This is a genomic window from Arthrobacter alkaliphilus, from assembly GCF_021483235.1.
Lineage (GTDB): Bacteria > Actinomycetota > Actinomycetes > Actinomycetales > Micrococcaceae > Arthrobacter > Arthrobacter alkaliphilus.
Genome location: NZ_JAKEEC010000025.1, coordinates 45,757 through 62,571 on the forward strand (window position 1 = coordinate 45,757; position 16,815 = coordinate 62,571).

Sequence of the window (16,815 nt, forward strand, 5' to 3'; positions counted from 1 at the left end):
AAGTTGACCATGGAATTTTCGTCGATGATGGCCTGCACGGTCATCAACATCCTCAACCGTGACGGCCACAGCGCCATGCCGGGGGCGCCGGTTGTAAAGGCATCCCCGGCAAGGCGCCTACGGCTGGCCCGACTCCGGGGTTGGATCGCCACCGGATTACACCGGGCGGCATGGGTAATCGAGCCCGAAGCACAGCCGGTCGTGGAGACCTGCCGGTGAAGATCGCGGACGAATTACCTTCTCTGCGTTAGCTCATAACTGTTTCGAATGCCGCGGGCGCCATTGGCGGAGCGATCAAATACCCTTGGGCAGTGTGGCACCCCATGTCCCGCAGGAGATCCAATTGTTCCTGGCGCTCCACTCCTTCAGCGGTAACCCGGACCCCCAAAGCGCTGAGGGTTTGGATCAGGCCCCGGATAATCGTCGCAGTATGCGTCTCGCTATCGATGTCCCGGATGAAGGCTTTGTCGATTTTTAGCGTGGTCAGCGGAAGTGCCCTGAGCATGGCCAAGGAGGAATAGGCGCTCCCGTAATCGTCCAAGGCGACGCCGAGACCCATGTCGATCAGTTCCCGCAGCTGGGACGCCACGGCGGGAACGTCCGCGATCGCGGTTCCTTCGGTGATCTCGATTTCGAGCATTTCGGCAGGAACTCCGTGGCGATTCAAGGCGGCCCGGATGTCGGCTGGAAGCGTGCCGTCCGCGAACTGGACCGGCGAGACGTTCACGGCGATATTCCGGGGCGTGCCCGCGTCAATCCAGGAGCGGGACTGGGCGCACGCGTTGTCCAGGACCCATGCTCCGATCTTTCGGATCTCACCGGTATGTTCCGCGAGCGGAATGAACTCGTCCGGGGCCACCGGGCCGATTTCCCGATCATTCCAGCGCAGGAGCGCTTCCACACCGGCGTACTCCCCGGTTGCGAGGTCCAGGACCGGCTGGTAGTGGAGAGTCAGGGCCGAGTCGTCAACGGCGGAGGGAAGCCGACGCCGGATGTGGGCCTGGCGGGCGAACGGCGCCGGTTCGTGGCGGGGCCCGATGCGGCCGATACGCCGCTTGCCTTCCTGCTTGGCCCGGAGCATCGCGCCGTCGGCGTGCCGGAGCAGGACTTCGGGGCCGGCCAGCATGTCCTCCGCAGTGATATCGACTCCCAGAGCCAGGCCAATGGTCGCACTGATGGGCAGTTCGCATCCGTCCAGCACAAAATGGTCTTCAAGGCTGTCCAAGATCCCGTTTGCTACTTCACAAGCGGCTTCTTCGTCGACGTCGGTAAGGAGGACGGCGAACTCGTCACCGCCCAGGCGCATGAGGATGCCGCGGTCTCCGACGCTGCGCGCCAGTCGCCGGGCGAACTCTGCGAGGGCAGCATCACCCGCGCGGTGGCCGTAGGTGTCATTGACGGATTTGAAATCGTCAAGGTCGATGAAAAGTATCCCGATGCCGGGTGTGCCGGCGCTTGAGCCGAGGTCAGGGCAGAGCTCCTCGAGCATTCTCCGGTTCGGCAAGCCGGTCAGCGGGTCGTGGAGTGAAGCGTGACGGAATTCCGCGGATACGGCGGCAAAAATGTCCGATACCGTGACGACCAAGGGGCCTGTAGCGCTCAGAACCAACAGATCCTGGTATCGCTCATATTCGGGCCGTTCCAGGACGGCTTGCACAGCGGACTGCAGGTCCAAATCGCCGGCCATCGCGGAACTCGCTGCAGGCAAGAGCTCCGCCGCTGTCCTTTTCGTATTCAGTGCCCGCCCATAGCCGAGCCTGCCGGTCAGCTTGAAGTCCAGATGATCCCGGGTCAGCAGTCCGAATGACCCGGATTGTTCCACCACGACCGCCCTGAGTCCGCGGTCACTCCGGAACATTGCGTCAAGTTCCGTAGCCAAAGCAGTGCCTGGCACGACGACGGCCGCCACCCCCAGGTCCTCCAGGCAGGACGGGAGTGGGCGCATGAGGGAAAGCACGGGACTGCCGCCGTTTGAACGCACGTTCCTCTTCTTACCATCCGCACATGAATTAGATTGACAGGCTCTTGTTTTAAGATAGTCAGCGATATATCGTTAAATATCGCAGAAGGAACTGCGAGCCCGCGGGCAACCCATAAAAACCCATACAACTTCGGAAGGAAGATGCCGTTATGAAAGGCATTCACGATCACAAGCACACGGATTGCGGTCCGGATATGGAACGCTTCGGACGCGGCCGGAGCCGCCGCGGACCCCACGGACACGGCGGATTCGGGCCAGGCCGCGGTTTTGGACCGGGACGCGGTTTCGGACCGGGCTTCGGGCCGGGGTTCGGACCGGGGTTCGGTCCCGGCGGCCAGCGCAGGGCCAATAGGGGCGACGTTCGTTTCGCCATCCTCTCCCTGCTGGCGGAGGCGCCGTCCAATGGATACGGACTCATCAAGACAATCGCCGAGAAGACGTCGGGATCGTGGCGTCCGAGCCCCGGTTCGGTCTATCCCACCCTGCAACAACTCGTCGACGAAGAGCTCATTGCACCCGTCGGCGAAGGCCGGCGCACCGAATTCACGCTCACGGATGCCGGGAAGGCATACGTAGCGGAGCACGCCGAGGAGCTGGAAAATGCGTGGAACACCGATCCCGAGGGATCAGGGCCCGCGTTCCACCAGAGCGTGGCAAAGCTCATGGGCGTCATTCACCAGTTCCGCTTCGCCGCAACCGAGGAACAGCGCGCGGCCGCGATGGAAAAGATCGACGAAACCCGGCGAGCGCTCTACCACATCCTGGCTGACTAGTACGCCCTTTACCCGGCGGCGTCCATGCGGCTTGACCTAGAACCGGCTGGTGCCGCGCAGCCGGCGGGGACGGCCGTCCGGGTCCACGATAAGGCGGCTAAGCGGATCCGCCCAGAGGCGTTGGACGGGCGGCACGGGCTCCGGAGTGTGCCGCCGGACGCGTCCTGTGGGGCGGGGCGAGCGGCGCCCGGTTTCGTGCCAGTTGTCGAGCGCGTCGGCGCTGGCGTTCCACAGCTTGAGCCCAGCCGCAGGATCGCGGAGCCGGGAATCGTCCTGGTCCAAGCCCAGGTGTTCGGCCCATAGTTGGAGCCGGAGCCCGCGGGCCAGCGGTCTTGAAGCCTCGTCGCCGCTGTCAATGCCGGGGCCGCCCACGTTGGCGGTGGTGTCGAAGACTGCACAGGTGAGCTCACTGTCGGTGGTCCAGGAGCGGCGGTTGAAATTATCTGAGCCGCACGTGAACCACGTGTCGTCGATGATGCAGATCTTGGCATGGACGTAGATCGGCGTTCCGGCGCCGTTCTCCAGATTGAACACTCCGAGCCTGTCGGGCGCCGCCTGGCGCAACATCCTCAGGGCACGAAGTTGACCGATTCGGCTCGCCGGACCCACCAGGGGGCCGTCGGAGTCGGGGTAACGGGGAACCACCGCGATCACGTTCAAGGCGGGGTTCCGCTTGAGGGCGGCAGCGATCCCGGCCGCAACTTCCGTCGACCACAGGTACTGGTCCTCGATGTAAATCAGCCTGCGGGCGCGGGCGAATGCTTTGGCGTAGCCGCGGGCGACGCTGCGCTCCCCCTGAGGTGCGAACGGGAACGGCGGACGCTTCACGCCGTAGGTGCGCAGCAGTTGCACGGCATGAGGGCCGGCCGGCGGCGGCGGAGGTGCGGCAGCGGGGAGCGGTTCGGGGTGCCGGGGCATGCGGGCCAGGCGTTGCTGCAGCATCCGGTACGGCGTGCCCCGATCAAGCGGATGGGGGTCGTTCCACCGTTCAGCGAACACCGCCAGCACATCCGCAACCACGGGGCCACGCAACTCGAGTGCGGCATCGTGCCAAGGTGGCCTTTTCCCGTACCGGGGATCCATGGTCACCGCCTGCGGGTCTCCACCGTGGTCGGCGTCGTCTCGTCGGCTGTGCGACAGGTCGAGCCCGCCAACGAAGGCGACGTCCCGCGATGGATCGTCACGACGGCGGATGACGACCAATTTCTGATGGTGGGAGCCGAACAGGCGGACACGCTGATCCAAGAGCACTTCTCCGCCGGCTTCGTTGATCTTGCGACTCAGGAGTTCGTTGGATCGGCCGCTCATCGGGGCCGATATCCGCTCTCCGTGTGATCTCCAGACCAGGCCCCTGACTTCCACTCCAGCGCGGGCCAACCCCGCGAGCGAGTCCCCGATCGTTGGCCCGTCGGGCAGCAGCCGCTCGTCGGCGTCGCCGCGCCAGTCGGTGAACCACACACGGTCTCCCGCCTGCAGGTCCGTCAGTTCCTCATGCAGGCGGGCAAAGTAGCTCGCTCCATGAATGAGGGGACGCACAAGGTTGCCCTCCGACCACGCCGGAGACCCGGAACCGCCGGAATGCACGCCCGTGGCCAGATTCCCGCGCTCGGCGCGACTCAGGAACCAGCTGTCGGCATCATTGTCCATGCAGTGCTCCTCCCGCGGGCCCGAGACAATCCTCTGGATCCATACTTTAGCCAGCCCAGAAGGTAACCTTACTGATCAAATCCATTCACGACGTGAGGCGGAAGACAATGGGCGTTCACCCGCAAGGCACGTCGAACGGCGAGCCAGCAGCAAGCAAAGACGAACTCGTCGACGACAGGTTCGTCGGTGATACTGACTTGGCCCGCTGGGATTCCTCCGTCGGGAAGTGGCTCGCCTCCCGCGCACGGCGCCTCAGCGCCCGTCTCGGCCCGTACGGTGCGCTGATCCTGATCCTCGCTGCCGGGGCCGCCGTCGCGTCTCTTCTGGCCTTCGCCACCGGCAGCGTGTACGAGGCGGTGACGGAAGCGGATGGCGTGGCAGCCCTGGACCACCCGGTCTTGCAGGCGGCGATGACTTTGCGCAGCCCCGCACTGGATGCCGCCGCCACTGCCTACACCGATCTGGGCGGTGGAATCGGGATGCCGATCCTGGCTGTCATCGCGACCGCCGTGCTGGTCGTCCGGCGCCGCTCCTGGACGCCGGCGATCCTCATTGTGACGGCGGCGGCCGGTTCCCTCCTCATGACCATCGCCGGCAAGCAGCTCATCGGCCGCGCCCGGCCTCCGCTCAGCGACGCCGTGCCGCCCTACGAGTATTCCCCCTCGTTTCCCAGTGGACACTCCCTGAACGCATTCGTCATCGCCGGAATCGTTGCCTACGTGATCATCCTGCGTTGCCGCTCCCGGCGGGGCCGCACCTGGACAGCGGCTATCGCCGCGTTCTTCGCCCTGACCATCGGCCTAAGCCGGGTGTTCCTGGGCCACCATTGGCTCACCGACGTCCTGGCGGCCTGGACCCTGGGCGCCGCCTGGCTTGTCCTGGTCATTACCGCCCACCGCCTCTACCTCACTTCCCGGAAGGCTGAAAAGCTGAGCCGCTCCCCGAAAGGCACCCCGGGCAGCTGAGCGGCGGCGCCGTGGCCGCCTGTTGCCCCAAAATTTGCCTTAGCTGCACTTGGCCTTTGCCCGGCGATGGAAGAGTCGGTCGGGGGTTTTGTCAGCCAAGCCAAGCACTGGGAGCACTTCATGTCAGGTCTCAACCGACGGCGTTTTCTTCAACTATCCGGGGCCAGCGCGGCCACCGCAGCAATCTCACAGATGCTCGGGGAGAGCATCGCGCGCGCCGCCACCATCCCGGCGAACCGTGCCACCGGCTCGATCAAGGATGTCGAGCACGTGATCGTGTTCATGCAGGAAAACCGCGCCTTCGACCACTACTTCGGCACGCTCAAGGGCGTGCGTGGGTTCGGTGACCCGCACCCCGCGATCCTCCCGAGCGGGAAGGACGCGTTCGCGCAGAACAATGGAACGCGGGATATTCTCCCTTACCACCCGACCGCGCCGAATCTCGGCATGCAGTTCATGGAAGACCTCGACCACTCGTGGAAGCTCACCCACGAGGCCTTCAACGTGGGCAAGTACGACAAGTGGCTGCCCGCCAAGTCCGAGGCCACCATGGCGTTCTACGAGCGTGGCGACGTCCCGTACCACTTCGCCCTCGCGGACGCGTTCACGATTTGCGATCAGTACCACTGCTCGATCCTTGGGCCCACCGACCCCAACCGTTACTACATGTTCACCGGTTGGGACGGCAATGACTACAAGGCCGGCGGCCCCGACCTGTGGAACGCCGAGGTCGGCTACTCGTGGAGCTCGTACCCCGAGGAGCTTGAGAAGGCCGGCGTGAGCTGGAAGGTGTACCAGGACGTCGGCGACGGTCTCACGGCTGACGGCTACTGGGGCTGGACCGGCGACGCGCACATCGGCAACTACGGCGACAACTCGCTCCTGTACCTCAAGCAGTACCAGGACTCGAAGCCGGGCAGCGCGCTTTACGAGAAGGCACTGACCGGCACGAACGCGAAGGCCGGCGACGATCTGTTCCGGATTTTCCGCGAAGACGTCGCAGGCGGAAAACTCCCCCAGGTCTCCTACGTCGTGGCGCCTGAGGCATACACGGAGCACTCGAACTGGCCGCCGAACTTCGGCGCCTGGTACACGGCGAACATCCTCAACATCCTCACGTCCAACCCGGACGTCTGGAGCAAGACGGCAGTGTTCTTCATGTACGACGAGAACGACGGCTTCTTCGACCACGTCGTCCCGCCGCACCCCAACACCCCGCAGATCCCGGGCGCATCCACGGTCTCGACCGACGGCGAGTGGTACGACGGCCGCATGACGTTCTCCGGCATCGCGGACGTCCCGGGCCACTACGGTCTCGGAGTGCGCGTGCCGATGCTCGTCGTCTCGCCCTGGAGCATGGGCGGCTGGGTCTGCTCGGAGACCTTCGACCACACCTCGATCGTGCGCTTCCTCGAGTCACGCTTCGGCGTGAAGTCCCCCAACATCTCGCCGTGGCGCCGCGCGGTGTGTGGCGACCTCACGAGCGCGTTCGACTTCTCGGCGAACGGGGGCGCTGCCCCGGCACTGCCCGACACCTCGGCATTCAAGCCCGCGGACCACAACCGGCACACGAGCTATGTACCGACGCCTCCCGCCGTCAACTCAATGCCGGCCCAGGAGAAAGGCACGCGCCCGTCACGCCCGCTCGGGTATGCGCTCGACGTCGCGGCCTCGGTGGCTGGAGGCAAGCTCTCCGCGCACTGGTCCAACGCCGGGACGCTCGGCGCGCACGTGCAGGTCCGCTCGAACCTCCTTCCCGCCGGTCCGTACTCGTACACGATCGGCTCCGGCGCGGCACTCGACGCCTCGTGGACCCTCGGCGCCGAGTACGACGTGCAGATGCACGGCCCGGCCGGCTGGTACCGCCGCCTCGCAGGCACGACGGCGGCCGCGGACATCCGCGCGACCGTCACCCGCGACGGCGGGTCCCGGCACGCGCAGTTCCGGATCGAGAACGCTGGCGCGGCCGCGGCGACGCTCACGCTCACGGACACGTACGGCGCCGGCTCTCAGGCCCTCGCGCTCAACCCGGGCCAGGCAAAGACGGTCGTGATCCCGACGCAAGGCGGCTGGTACGACCTCAAGATCACGTCCACGGCGGATCCGAAGCTCGTGCGCGTCCTCGCAGGCCGCCTCGACAATGGGCAGGCCCTTACGTCCGACCCCCAGCTGGGCCGATAACGGGCTGAGGATCCTGCAGTTCGATTACTGACGGACGGCCTGCCCGCACATCCCGTGCGGGCAGGCCGTCCGGTTATATCGTGGCTGGGATCGCCGTCGCTTACCGGGATGCTTCAAAGAGAATGAGCTCAGACCGGCCGTCGTCGGCTGTCACTCCGCGAATCTCCTGGAATCGGCCCACCGCTTGGAACCCGAGAGCCTCGTGCATTCTGATGGACGCCGTGTTGTGTTCATTTGCGAAGTAGTGAGCGGTTGAGGCTCGGGACCAGATCCATTCCAACCTCGCCCGGGTGAGGGCAGAACCGACCCCTCGTCGTCGGAACTCCGGACCGACCACCAGACCCCCGAGATAGTGGCCAGCGGGCGAGCTGCCTTCGCGATTCACATGGAAATGGGTCTTGGCTACTCCGATGAGCGTGCCTCGGGTAACGGCCACCAGAACGATTCGGTCGCTCCGCGGGGCAATCATCTCCCTGGTCCAGCGTGTTCGCTCGCTGGCATCACAGACCGCGTTCACCTTCACCAGGTCATCGAGGGTGCACTCACGAATCTGCATGGCGATAGCGTACTGGCTCACCTCGTGGAGGATGCTAGTCGTGAAGTATCACTTGGTAGAGGTTGTGATCTTGCCATTTCCCGGCAATTTGCAGGTATCGCGGCGCCATGCCAATCTGCTGAAAGCCAGCCTTCAGCAACACCCGCTGCGAGCCAACATTATGGAGAAGAGTGCTCGCCTCGATGCGATGAAGTCCGAGCTCATGGCGCGCCATTTCGACTATCGCTTGGACCGCGGCGGAGGCAAGCCCGCGGCCTGCATAATCGCTGTCCACCCAATAACCCAGCCCCGCGCTCTGGAACGGACCGCGCCTGATTCCGGCTACGTTAAATCGGCCGACGAGCCTATCGCCGTCGAACAGCCCGAGCGGGTGCCCTTCCCCTCGTTCGTGCGCGACCAGCCGGTTCGCAATATCGGCGGACTGCCAATCTTCGGTGAAGTACTCTTGCGGCCGCACCGGCTCCCAAGGCGAAAGGTGCGCACGGTTGCGCACATAAGCGGCGGCAAGCGCGGCCGCATCGCTTACGCGCAGCACGCGCATGAGGACGCTTTCGCTCAGTTGGTGCGGTTCAATCATCGGTCAACATTATCTTGGCCCTCAACATCGCTGCCGCCACCGATGTGCCGAGCCCGGTCAAGCTTGCGCACGAACACGGTCCGGACTTGGCTCCGGAAGGTCAGGCTGCTGTTCCGGCTGACGATTATCACTGAGCATTACGCGGTGAGCAGCACCACAATCCCGGAGACTGCCACCGACCATCGCGCGCCGAATTCAGTGCCGATCCAGCCCATGAGGGGCGCCCCCACAGCGGTTCCGCCCTGCATGACAGCCATGTAGAGCGCCAGCACGCGCCCCCGGAATTTCGGATCCGCGGAGAGTTGGATACTGGTGTTGCAGCTGTTCAGGAACGTCATTGATGCGACGCCCACCGGAATCAGCGACGCTGCGTAAAGCCAGAACGACGGCGACACACTCCCGACGAGCGTGAAGAGGCCCAGACCGATCGCTCCGCCAAGCAAGAAGCGCATGCGCGGGCGGGACCTTCGGGCGGCCAGCAGTGCCCCGGCCAATGTCCCGACAGCCATGATGGAGCCCAGAAGACCGAACTCCCCCGCCCCCATCGAGAATTCCTTCGTGGACATGAGCGCGTTGGTAACAGGGAAATTCATGCCGAACGCACCTAGTATCCCGACCATGCCGAGGATGAGTACCAGATCCGGACGCCGCCTCACATAACCCAAGCCCTCCAGGACCGGATGTTTCCCGCTGCCCGCCCGTGCAGCCGGGAAGAGTGCAGACGGGCGGATGCGCCACAAAGAAGCGATGACAGCGGCGAAACTGGCAGCGTTGAGCAGGAAAACCGGTCCCGTGCCGACCCAGGCGATCAGCACTCCGGCAATGGCCGGTCCAGTCAGCCGGGCTGTATTGAAGGACGCAGAGTTGAGCGCCACCGCATTTGCAACATGCTCCTGTCCCACGAGCTCGGAGACAAAGGCCTGGCGCGCGGGGCCATCAACGGCACCGGCTACCCCAAGGCACAAAGCCGCAACGTACACGTGCCACAACTGCGCCGTGCCGGTGAGGACCAGGACCCCAACCAGCAATCCACACAAGCCCATGGCTGACTGCGTCCACCGTAGGATCACCAGCTTCCGGTACCGGTCCGCAAGCACGCCCCCGTACGGACCAAGCAGCAGCATTGGAAGGAACTGCAGCCCCGTCGTGATACCGACTGCCGTACCGGAATGGTCCGTCAAGACCGTCAGGACCAGCCAATCCTGCGCGACCCGCTGCATCCACGTGCCGATGTTGGACACCAGGGCCCCGGACGCCCACAAGCGGTAGTTGCGGTTCTCCAGGGCCCGGAACATGGCGCTCATCTGGCACTCATCTCCTGCAGGATATGCGCCGCCCGGCTGAGCGTCCGGCGCTCATCTGGCACTCATCTCCTGCAGGATATGCGCCGCCCGGCTGAGCGTCCGGCGCTCTTCCTCACCCAATCCGGCAACCCGCTGGGCCAGCCATGCCGTCCGCTGGCTCCGGGCCTCGTCCAGGACTTCCTCGCCGGCCGCAGTGATGCGTACCTGGATCTGGCGGCCGTCCGCAGGATCCGCCGACCGTGAAGCGAATCCCTTTTCGGTCAGTGAATTGACGATCCGAGTCATTGACGGCGCCTGCACATGTTCCCGATCCGCCAATTGGCGAAGGGTCTGGGACCCACTTCGAAGATGCGCCAGGACCGCATACTGCCCGGGCGTGAGGACATCACCGCTGGCCTCCGTCCGGAGCCGCCGGGACGTGCGCATGACGGCAGTCCGCAAATCGATCGCAAGTACATCCGGCTGGAGGGCATCCGCCGGGTGGGAGTTCTTGTTGGTGTCAGTCACGGTGCCTCCCGAGGGGCCATGGTTAGCGACGCTAATTAGCAATGCTAACTATATTCTACACCCCTGAATCCAAGAAGGGGCGGGGAGTAGCTTGGCTACTCCCCGCCCCTTTGGCACCGGACCCCGGCGGAGGACACCTCTTGGGCAGATCAGTGTGCCAGAACAGGCTCCGCGAGCTGGACCTTCTCCGACTCGACGGGCACGAAACCGGCCTTGAGCTCGGAGCGGAGCTTCTCGGTGTCGAGGGCGCGCTGCCACTTGGCGACGGCGACGCACGAGACGATATTGCACACCGTGCTGGTGAGTGCCCGGGCTTCGCTCATGAAGCGGTCGATTCCCACAATGAGAGCCACGCCGGCCACGGGGAGGGTGGGCATGACCGTCAAGGTGGCGACTAGGGCGACGAAGCCACTGCCGGTGACTCCGGCCGCGCCCTTGGAAGTCAGGAGCATCATGCCGAGCATGAGGAGGATCTGGTCCCAGCTGAGGTGGATGTCGCAGGCCTGGGCGATGAACATCGAGGCCAGGGTCAGGTAAACGGCCGTCCCGGTGAGGTTGAAGGAGTAGCCGGTCGGGACTACGAGTCCCACCACACCGCGGTCACAGCCAATCCGTTCGAGCTTGGAGAGCAGGCGCGGCAGCACGGGCTCGCTCGACGAGGTGGCCAGGACGATGAGGATCTCGTCCTTGAAGTAGCGCAGCATTCGCCACAGGCTGAAGCCGGTGATCTTGGCCAGGATCCCGAGGCCGACGACGACGAAGACTATGCAGGCGGCGTAGAAGGCCAGGATCAGCATCCCGAGGTTGCCGATCGAGTGGGCGCCGTACTTGCCGACAGTGAAGGCCATGGCCCCGAAGGCGCCGATCGGCGCGACCTTCATGATGTAGCCGAAGACCACGAACAGGAGCCGGTTGAAGCTGTTGACCACGTCCAACGCGAGCTTTCCGGGGGCGCCGAGCTTGGTGAACGCGAAGCCGCACAGCAGGGCGACCAGGAGCACGGGCAGGACCTCGCCGTTGGCGAAAGCGCCAACGAGCGTTGTGGGGATGATGCTCAGCAGGAAGTCCGCCGGGTTGCTGCTGGGCAGCTGGCTCGTGTACTTAGAAGCGACGGAGCCGTTGAGGTGGGCCGGATCGATGTGCATCCCGGCACCAGGCTGGAAGAGCAGCACGGCGCCGAGGCCGAGGGCAAGGGCCAATACGGTCAGGGTGTAGAAGAGGCCGAGGGAACGGAGGAGGGTCGGCCCCACCTTCTTGGTGTCAGTGAGCGAGGTGATGCCGCTGACGATGGTGCAGAAGACGATCGGCGCGATCAGGAACTTCACCAGCTTGACGAAGCCGTCGCCGAGGGGCTGGAGCGAGGCACCGAGGTCGGGCCAGAAGGCTCCGACGAGCATGCCGAGCCCGACGCCGATGAGTACCTGGACATAGAGATGCCCGAGAATGGATTTGATCTTCATTGAACAACTTCCTGGATGAGTGCCCGCTCCATCCATGATGGCAGGGGCAGATGATGGGTGCTAGGCGGTCAGGGCCATAGCTTCTGCGACGTCGATGTCGGCGACGGCGAGATGGCGGGCAGCCCGATGGAGGGCAACCTCGCTGACGAGACCGTTGTCGTCGGTGACGACCTCGGTGGTGACAACACCAGCAGGTGTCCCGATGCGCAGAAGCCGGGATTCACGATCAATGCTGTCTGCCGGAGGCAGCATTCCCGCCACCACCGACCCCTGCAGTGCAGCCGCGAGCGAGACCGCGACAGCCGATGTCAGGCCGATGGCAGGGTGGGGCGTCAGCATCGAAAGCATGCGCACCCGGATGTCGTGGCTGTCCGCAGTGATCGTGGTTCCGTCGGCGGCGATGTAATCGCCGGGCGCCGCCACGACACCGACCTTCGGCACGGCATTCTGCGGAGGATCTTCAGGTTGCCGCAGCCCCATCAGCAGGCCGGCCGACGCCCGGGCAGCCACGAGGAGGGGCAGCTGCTCGGCGAGGCTGCCGGTCATCGACGACAAGTTGACGCCCGCTTCGTCCGCCGGAATCAGCACCGCGGGCGCCCCGGCGTCCACCATTGTCGCGGTAAGCATGGTCCCGGCACCGGCCGGGATCCGGTCTGAGACGTTCCCCGTCGGCAAAAGCGCTCCGGTGGTCTGTCCCCACGGAGCGTGGAACGACAGATTCACGGGAACACCGAGGGCGGTTGTGCCGGGAACCCGGGCCAGGCCCGACGTCGGAATCAGCCCGTCCGAGGTGGCGATCGTGCCGCTCAGCACTGCTCCGGTGTTGAGGTTGCGCATGCTGACCCGCGTCGTGCCGTCTTGCGGGGGAACGATGCCCGACTGGACGGCGTACAGGGCGATTGCGGTGGCGCAGTTACCGCAATTGGAACCAAGTTCCACAGTAGGGTCGCCGATCCCGACTTGGGCGAAGAGGTAGTCGAGGTCCGCCGGACCGTCGGGAGTCGCACGGATGATGGCTGCTTTCGACGTCGTCGAGGTACCGCCGCCGACGCCGTCGAGCTGGCGGGCATCCGCGGCGCCGAAAGCATCTGCCAGCAGGCTGCGGATTGCTTCGCGGCTGTCGGCGTGGGGTGCCACGTCTTCGGCGTCGAAGAGCCAGCATTTGCTGGTGCCACCCCTGTACCAGTGACCGCGCAGTTGCATGATCGTTTGTCCTTCACGTTCGTCGTATGCGCCTCCCGGCGCCTGATCCTTCTACGATCCTCGTTGCCAGACTTCAGCACAATCACACGATTCTTTACTAGGGTCCACTTTTGCTAAACTCAATCCATGGCCGACCTAGATTTGCACAGGCTCCATCTACTCCGTGAGGTCAGCCGTTTCGGCTCCCTGACATCGGCCGCGACGGCACTTTCCTTTACGACGTCGGCCGTCTCCCAGCAGATTGCGAAGCTCGAACACGAAGTGGGAGTCGCACTGATCGACCGCCATCCTCGGGGCGTCGTACTCACTGATGCAGGGCAAGCGCTCCTGCGATATGCCGATGACATTGACAGGACCATTGAGGCCGCGCGGGCTGAGATGGGCGAGTTCGCGGGGCTGCGGAGGGGCCAACTGCGCATGGGGACGTTCCCGACTGTCGGTGCGTCCCTGATGCCCGACGTCGTGCTTGCCTTCCGCGCCAGCCACCCGGAAATCGCCGTCACCGTGGTCAGCGCCCGTCGCGACGGTCTGCTCGAACGGCTGCGGCGGAGGGATATCGAGCTCACCCTGCTCTGGGACTACCCGTGGGAGCGCATCGAGGACGAAGACCTGACCCTCGTTCGGCTCTTGAACGATCCCACTATGCTGCTGGTACCAAAAGGGCACCCCGTCGCGGCCCGCCGCTCGGTCCGGATCGACACGCTGCAGGACCAGGAATGGATCGTCCGCGACGAGCACCCGGTGGCCGATGTCCTGCGACGGGTCTGCCACGATGCCGGATTCGAACCGCGCATCGCCTTTGCCGCCAACGACTACCAGGAAACGCAGGGAATGGTCGCCGCCGGCATCGGCATCGCCCTGGCTCCACAGCTTGCCCTGAGCGCCCTCCGCCCGGACATCACCGCCGTCCCGCTGACGGGCTCGCCGACGCGGAGGATCCTCCTCGCCCACCTCGCGAACCGCAGGCTCAGCCCAGCGGGACAGCAGGCCGCGTCCGTATTCCGGTCAACGGCGAAGCGTTCCCTTAGGGCACCGGAACAGCTTTCACCGGTTCCCGTCGTTCAAGGCGAAGTTCCAGCTCGCTCGTAACCAATCTGGCGAGGTCCTGCAGGTTCGCCGAATCCGCCACGGACATTTTTCGCGGCACAGTGTCGAGTAGGCAAAGCGTTCCCAGATTGTGCCCTTCACGGGTCTTCAGCGGCGCGCCGGCATAGAATCCGAGCCCGAAATCCCCGACGACGAGGGGGTTGGAGAGTGTCCGCGGGTCTTCGGCGGCGTTCTCCACAACCCAGACGTCGTCCTGCAGGATGGCTGAACCGCACAGGCCCGGGTCCCTGGGAATTTGCTCGGCCTCAGTCCCATAGCGGGACTGGAACCAGATGCGGTCGTGGTCGACGATGCTGACTATCGCCATCGGGACGTTGAATAGCCTGGCTGCCAGGGCCGTGATCCTGTCGAAAGCACTGTCGGCAGGCGTGTCCAGGATCCCGTAATGATGCACCGTGGCCATGCGTTCGGCTTCGTTGTCGGGAATGATGGCGGGGTCCACCTTGTGCCGGCCCCGGCTTGCGGACGCCTGGTCGTACAGCGCCAGGGAGGCTTCGCGGGCCGTGGGTCGCTTCGACGGATCCGCAGAGGTCATGGCGGTAAGGAGCGATTTCCATTCCGGATCCAGGTCGTCCGGGATCGGAGGATCCTGGATGAGCCGGGCAACGGCGCTCTGGATCGGATCCCCCGGAAATGCGATTTGCCCGGTAAGGCTCTCAAGCAGGACCAGACCGAGAGAATAGATGTCGCTGGCGGGAGTCACGGGTTCGCCCCGGGCCAGTTCCGGGCTGAGGTAGGCCGCGGTCCCCAGGAAACCGCCCTCGGCGTCTTTCGGCGTTTCCGAGATCAGTGCGATACCGAAATCGGTGAGCTTTGCACGTATCCTCGCGGCATCCTGGTGGTAGTCGAAGATCATGATGTTGCCCGGCTTGACGTCCCGGTGGACCACGCCATTCGCATGGATGTAGGCCAAGGCGTCCGCGACATCATGCCCGATCTGAGCTGTGTGGCGCGGCCCGAGGGCACCCTTGGACAGAAACTGCTTCAAGTCCGGCCCGCCGATGAGTTCCATCACGAGGTAGACGCGCGGCTCGCCCGGCCCGGTGCGGTCCACCCCGGCATCGAGTAGGGTGACCAGGCCGGGGTGGTTCATCCGAGCAAAAATCTTTACTTCATCGTCATCCATGGCCGCGGCCTCGCCATCGCGGGCTGGTTTCGTAATGATTTTGACTGCTACATCTCTCCCGAGGAACTCGTCCTTGGCCCGATAAACAGTGGCCATCGCCCCGGCTCCGATGCGCTCGATCACACGGTATCTGCCCCCGAGGGAAGCCTCATCGTCGGCCTGTTTCATGTAGCAACCTTACTTTCCTAAGCCGCAGAAGACGGGAGCGCCGCGGCGGACGTTGAGGCTCCTAGTCAGGCCGCCCCTCCGGGATCCCGACAGCCTGACAATCAATGGTAAGCGTGCTTATCATCATGCGACAAACGGCAGTGCCATGAAGTCCACGTAAAGTAGGGTCAGCATGCTTACTAATTTGGACAGAAGACGCCCTCGCCGGCTGCATTAAGATCAGGTCCAGGCAGGTGCGTAGTTCCTGCCGGATGCCGTGTTAGACCAAGCAATAGGAGCACGAATGGAAGTCTGGCCCGGATCGGCGTACCCCCTTGGCGCCACCTTTGACGGAACCGGAACCAACTTCGCCTTGTTCAGTGAGAAGGCGGAAAGGGTGGAGTTGTGCCTCTTCGACGACGACGGGGAGGAGACTTCCTATACCCTCAGCGAGGTGGACGGCTATGTGTGGCATTGCTACCTTCCGCAGGTTCAGCCGGGGCAGAAGTATGGCTACCGGGTGCATGGCCCGTATGATCCGGCCAACGGGCAGCGCTTCAACCCCAACAAGCTGCTCCTGGACCCGTACGCCAAGGCGGTGCACGGCGAGATCGATTGGGATCCGGCGCTCTTCTCCTACAACCTGGGGGACCCGGATTCCCGGAACGACAAGGATTCCGCACCCCACATGATGATGGGCGTGGTCATCAACCCGTTCTTCGACTGGGACGGGGACCATCTCCCGCGGATCCCGTACCACCGCTCGGTGATTTACGAAGCGCACGTCAAGGGCCTGACCCAGCTTCACCCCGAAGTTCCGGAAGAACAAAGGGGCACATACGCCGGAGTGGCGCACCCGGCGGTGATTTCGCACTTGCAAAAGCTTGGGGTGACGGCCATCGAGCTCATGCCGGTGCACCAGTTCGTGAATGACGGCACCCTGCAGGATAAAGGCCTGAGCAACTACTGGGGTTACAACACCATCGGGTTCTTCGCCCCGCACAACAGCTACAGCTCATCCGGAGACCGGGGCCAGCAGGTCCAGGACTTCAAGGCCATGGTCCGCTCCCTCCACCGCGCCGGCATCGAGGTGATCCTCGACGTCGTGTACAACCACACGGCCGAGGGCAACCATCTGGGTCCCACGCTGTCGTTCAAGGGCATCGACAACTCCGCGTACTACCGGTTGGTGGAGGGCGACGAGAAGCACTACATGGACTACACCGGGACGGGCAACACACTGAATGTGCGCAGCCCGCACTCGCTGCAGTTGCTCATGGA

13 protein-coding genes and 1 pseudogene are annotated in these 16,815 nt (G+C 64.5%); 5 read left to right on the plus strand and 9 right to left on the minus strand.

Annotated features, from left to right (window positions below; translation table 11 throughout):
- Positions 1 to 247: 247 nt before the first annotated feature.
- Complete coding sequence (locus tag L0B83_RS15750; RefSeq protein WP_234759501.1) at positions 248 to 1,981, minus strand: putative bifunctional diguanylate cyclase/phosphodiesterase; 1,734 nt, start codon at positions 1,979 to 1,981, stop codon at positions 248 to 250.
- A 149-nt stretch (positions 1,982 to 2,130) separates the two neighbouring features.
- Here L0B83_RS15750 and L0B83_RS15755 point away from each other — a divergent pair, with 149 nt between their 5' ends.
- Complete coding sequence (locus tag L0B83_RS15755) at positions 2,131 to 2,754, plus strand: PadR family transcriptional regulator (RefSeq protein WP_234759502.1); 624 nt, start codon at positions 2,131 to 2,133, stop codon at positions 2,752 to 2,754.
- A 36-nt stretch (positions 2,755 to 2,790) separates the two neighbouring features.
- On the opposite strand, the gene L0B83_RS15760 is transcribed toward L0B83_RS15755, so the two are convergent.
- Positions 2,791 to 4,401 (minus strand): phospholipase D family protein, encoded by a 1,611-nt coding sequence (locus L0B83_RS15760; RefSeq protein WP_234759503.1) that lies wholly within the window; start codon positions 4,399 to 4,401, stop codon positions 2,791 to 2,793.
- A 107-nt stretch (positions 4,402 to 4,508) separates the two neighbouring features.
- Between L0B83_RS15760 and L0B83_RS15765 the strand changes: the two genes are divergently transcribed.
- Together L0B83_RS15765 and L0B83_RS15770 are read left to right on the plus strand one after the other, a co-directional pair.
- Positions 4,509 to 5,366 (plus strand): phosphatase PAP2 family protein, encoded by an 858-nt coding sequence (locus L0B83_RS15765; RefSeq protein ID WP_234759504.1) that lies wholly within the window; start codon positions 4,509 to 4,511, stop codon positions 5,364 to 5,366.
- A gap of 120 nt (positions 5,367 to 5,486) precedes the next feature.
- Positions 5,487 to 7,547, plus strand: coding sequence for a phosphocholine-specific phospholipase C (locus L0B83_RS15770; RefSeq protein ID WP_234759505.1), 2,061 nt, complete (start codon positions 5,487 to 5,489; stop codon positions 7,545 to 7,547).
- A 100-nt stretch (positions 7,548 to 7,647) separates the two neighbouring features.
- Here the strand turns inward: L0B83_RS15770 and L0B83_RS15775 are convergent, their stop codons facing one another.
- The 6 genes and pseudogenes from L0B83_RS15775 to L0B83_RS15800 all read right to left on the minus strand — a co-directional run bounded on the left by L0B83_RS15775 (position 7,648) and on the right by L0B83_RS15800 (position 13,154).
- Positions 7,648 to 8,124 (minus strand): GNAT family N-acetyltransferase, encoded by a 477-nt coding sequence (locus tag L0B83_RS15775; RefSeq protein WP_234759506.1) that lies wholly within the window; start codon positions 8,122 to 8,124, stop codon positions 7,648 to 7,650.
- A 13-nt stretch (positions 8,125 to 8,137) separates the two neighbouring features.
- The gene (locus tag L0B83_RS15780) at positions 8,138 to 8,680 is read right to left on the minus strand and encodes a GNAT family N-acetyltransferase (protein ID WP_234759507.1); all 543 of its coding nucleotides are present in this window, start codon (positions 8,678 to 8,680) and stop codon (positions 8,138 to 8,140) included.
- Positions 8,677 to 9,984: pseudogene (locus tag L0B83_RS15785) on the minus strand (MFS transporter). The gene L0B83_RS15780 and the pseudogene L0B83_RS15785 overlap by 4 nt, the downstream one beginning before the upstream one ends.
- Positions 9,985 to 10,035: 51 nt before the next feature.
- Positions 10,036 to 10,491: a MarR family winged helix-turn-helix transcriptional regulator gene (locus tag L0B83_RS15790; RefSeq protein WP_234759508.1), complete on the minus strand. Its 456-nt coding sequence runs from the start codon at positions 10,489 to 10,491 to the stop codon at positions 10,036 to 10,038.
- A gap of 149 nt (positions 10,492 to 10,640) precedes the next feature.
- Positions 10,641 to 11,951, minus strand: a complete 1,311-nt coding sequence (gene dctA, locus L0B83_RS15795; protein WP_234759509.1) for a C4-dicarboxylate transporter DctA — start codon at positions 11,949 to 11,951, stop codon at positions 10,641 to 10,643.
- A gap of 60 nt (positions 11,952 to 12,011) precedes the next feature.
- A complete protein-coding gene (locus L0B83_RS15800) occupies positions 12,012 to 13,154 on the minus strand; it encodes a PrpF domain-containing protein (protein ID WP_234759510.1) in 1,143 nt (380 codons plus the stop codon).
- 126 nt (positions 13,155 to 13,280) lie between these two features.
- On the opposite strand from L0B83_RS15800, the gene L0B83_RS15805 reads away from it, so the two are divergent.
- A complete protein-coding gene (locus L0B83_RS15805) occupies positions 13,281 to 14,243 on the plus strand; it encodes a LysR family transcriptional regulator (RefSeq protein ID WP_234759511.1) in 963 nt (320 codons plus the stop codon).
- Here the strand turns inward: L0B83_RS15805 and L0B83_RS15810 are convergent.
- A complete protein-coding gene (locus L0B83_RS15810; protein ID WP_234759512.1) occupies positions 14,179 to 15,555 on the minus strand; it encodes a GAF domain-containing serine/threonine-protein kinase in 1,377 nt (458 codons plus the stop codon). The genes L0B83_RS15805 and L0B83_RS15810 overlap by 65 nt on opposite strands.
- 283 nt (positions 15,556 to 15,838) lie before the next feature.
- Here L0B83_RS15810 and L0B83_RS15815 point away from each other — a divergent pair.
- On the plus strand, positions 15,839 to 16,815 hold a 977-nt coding region (locus L0B83_RS15815; RefSeq protein ID WP_268820990.1), incomplete at its 3' end, for a glycogen debranching protein.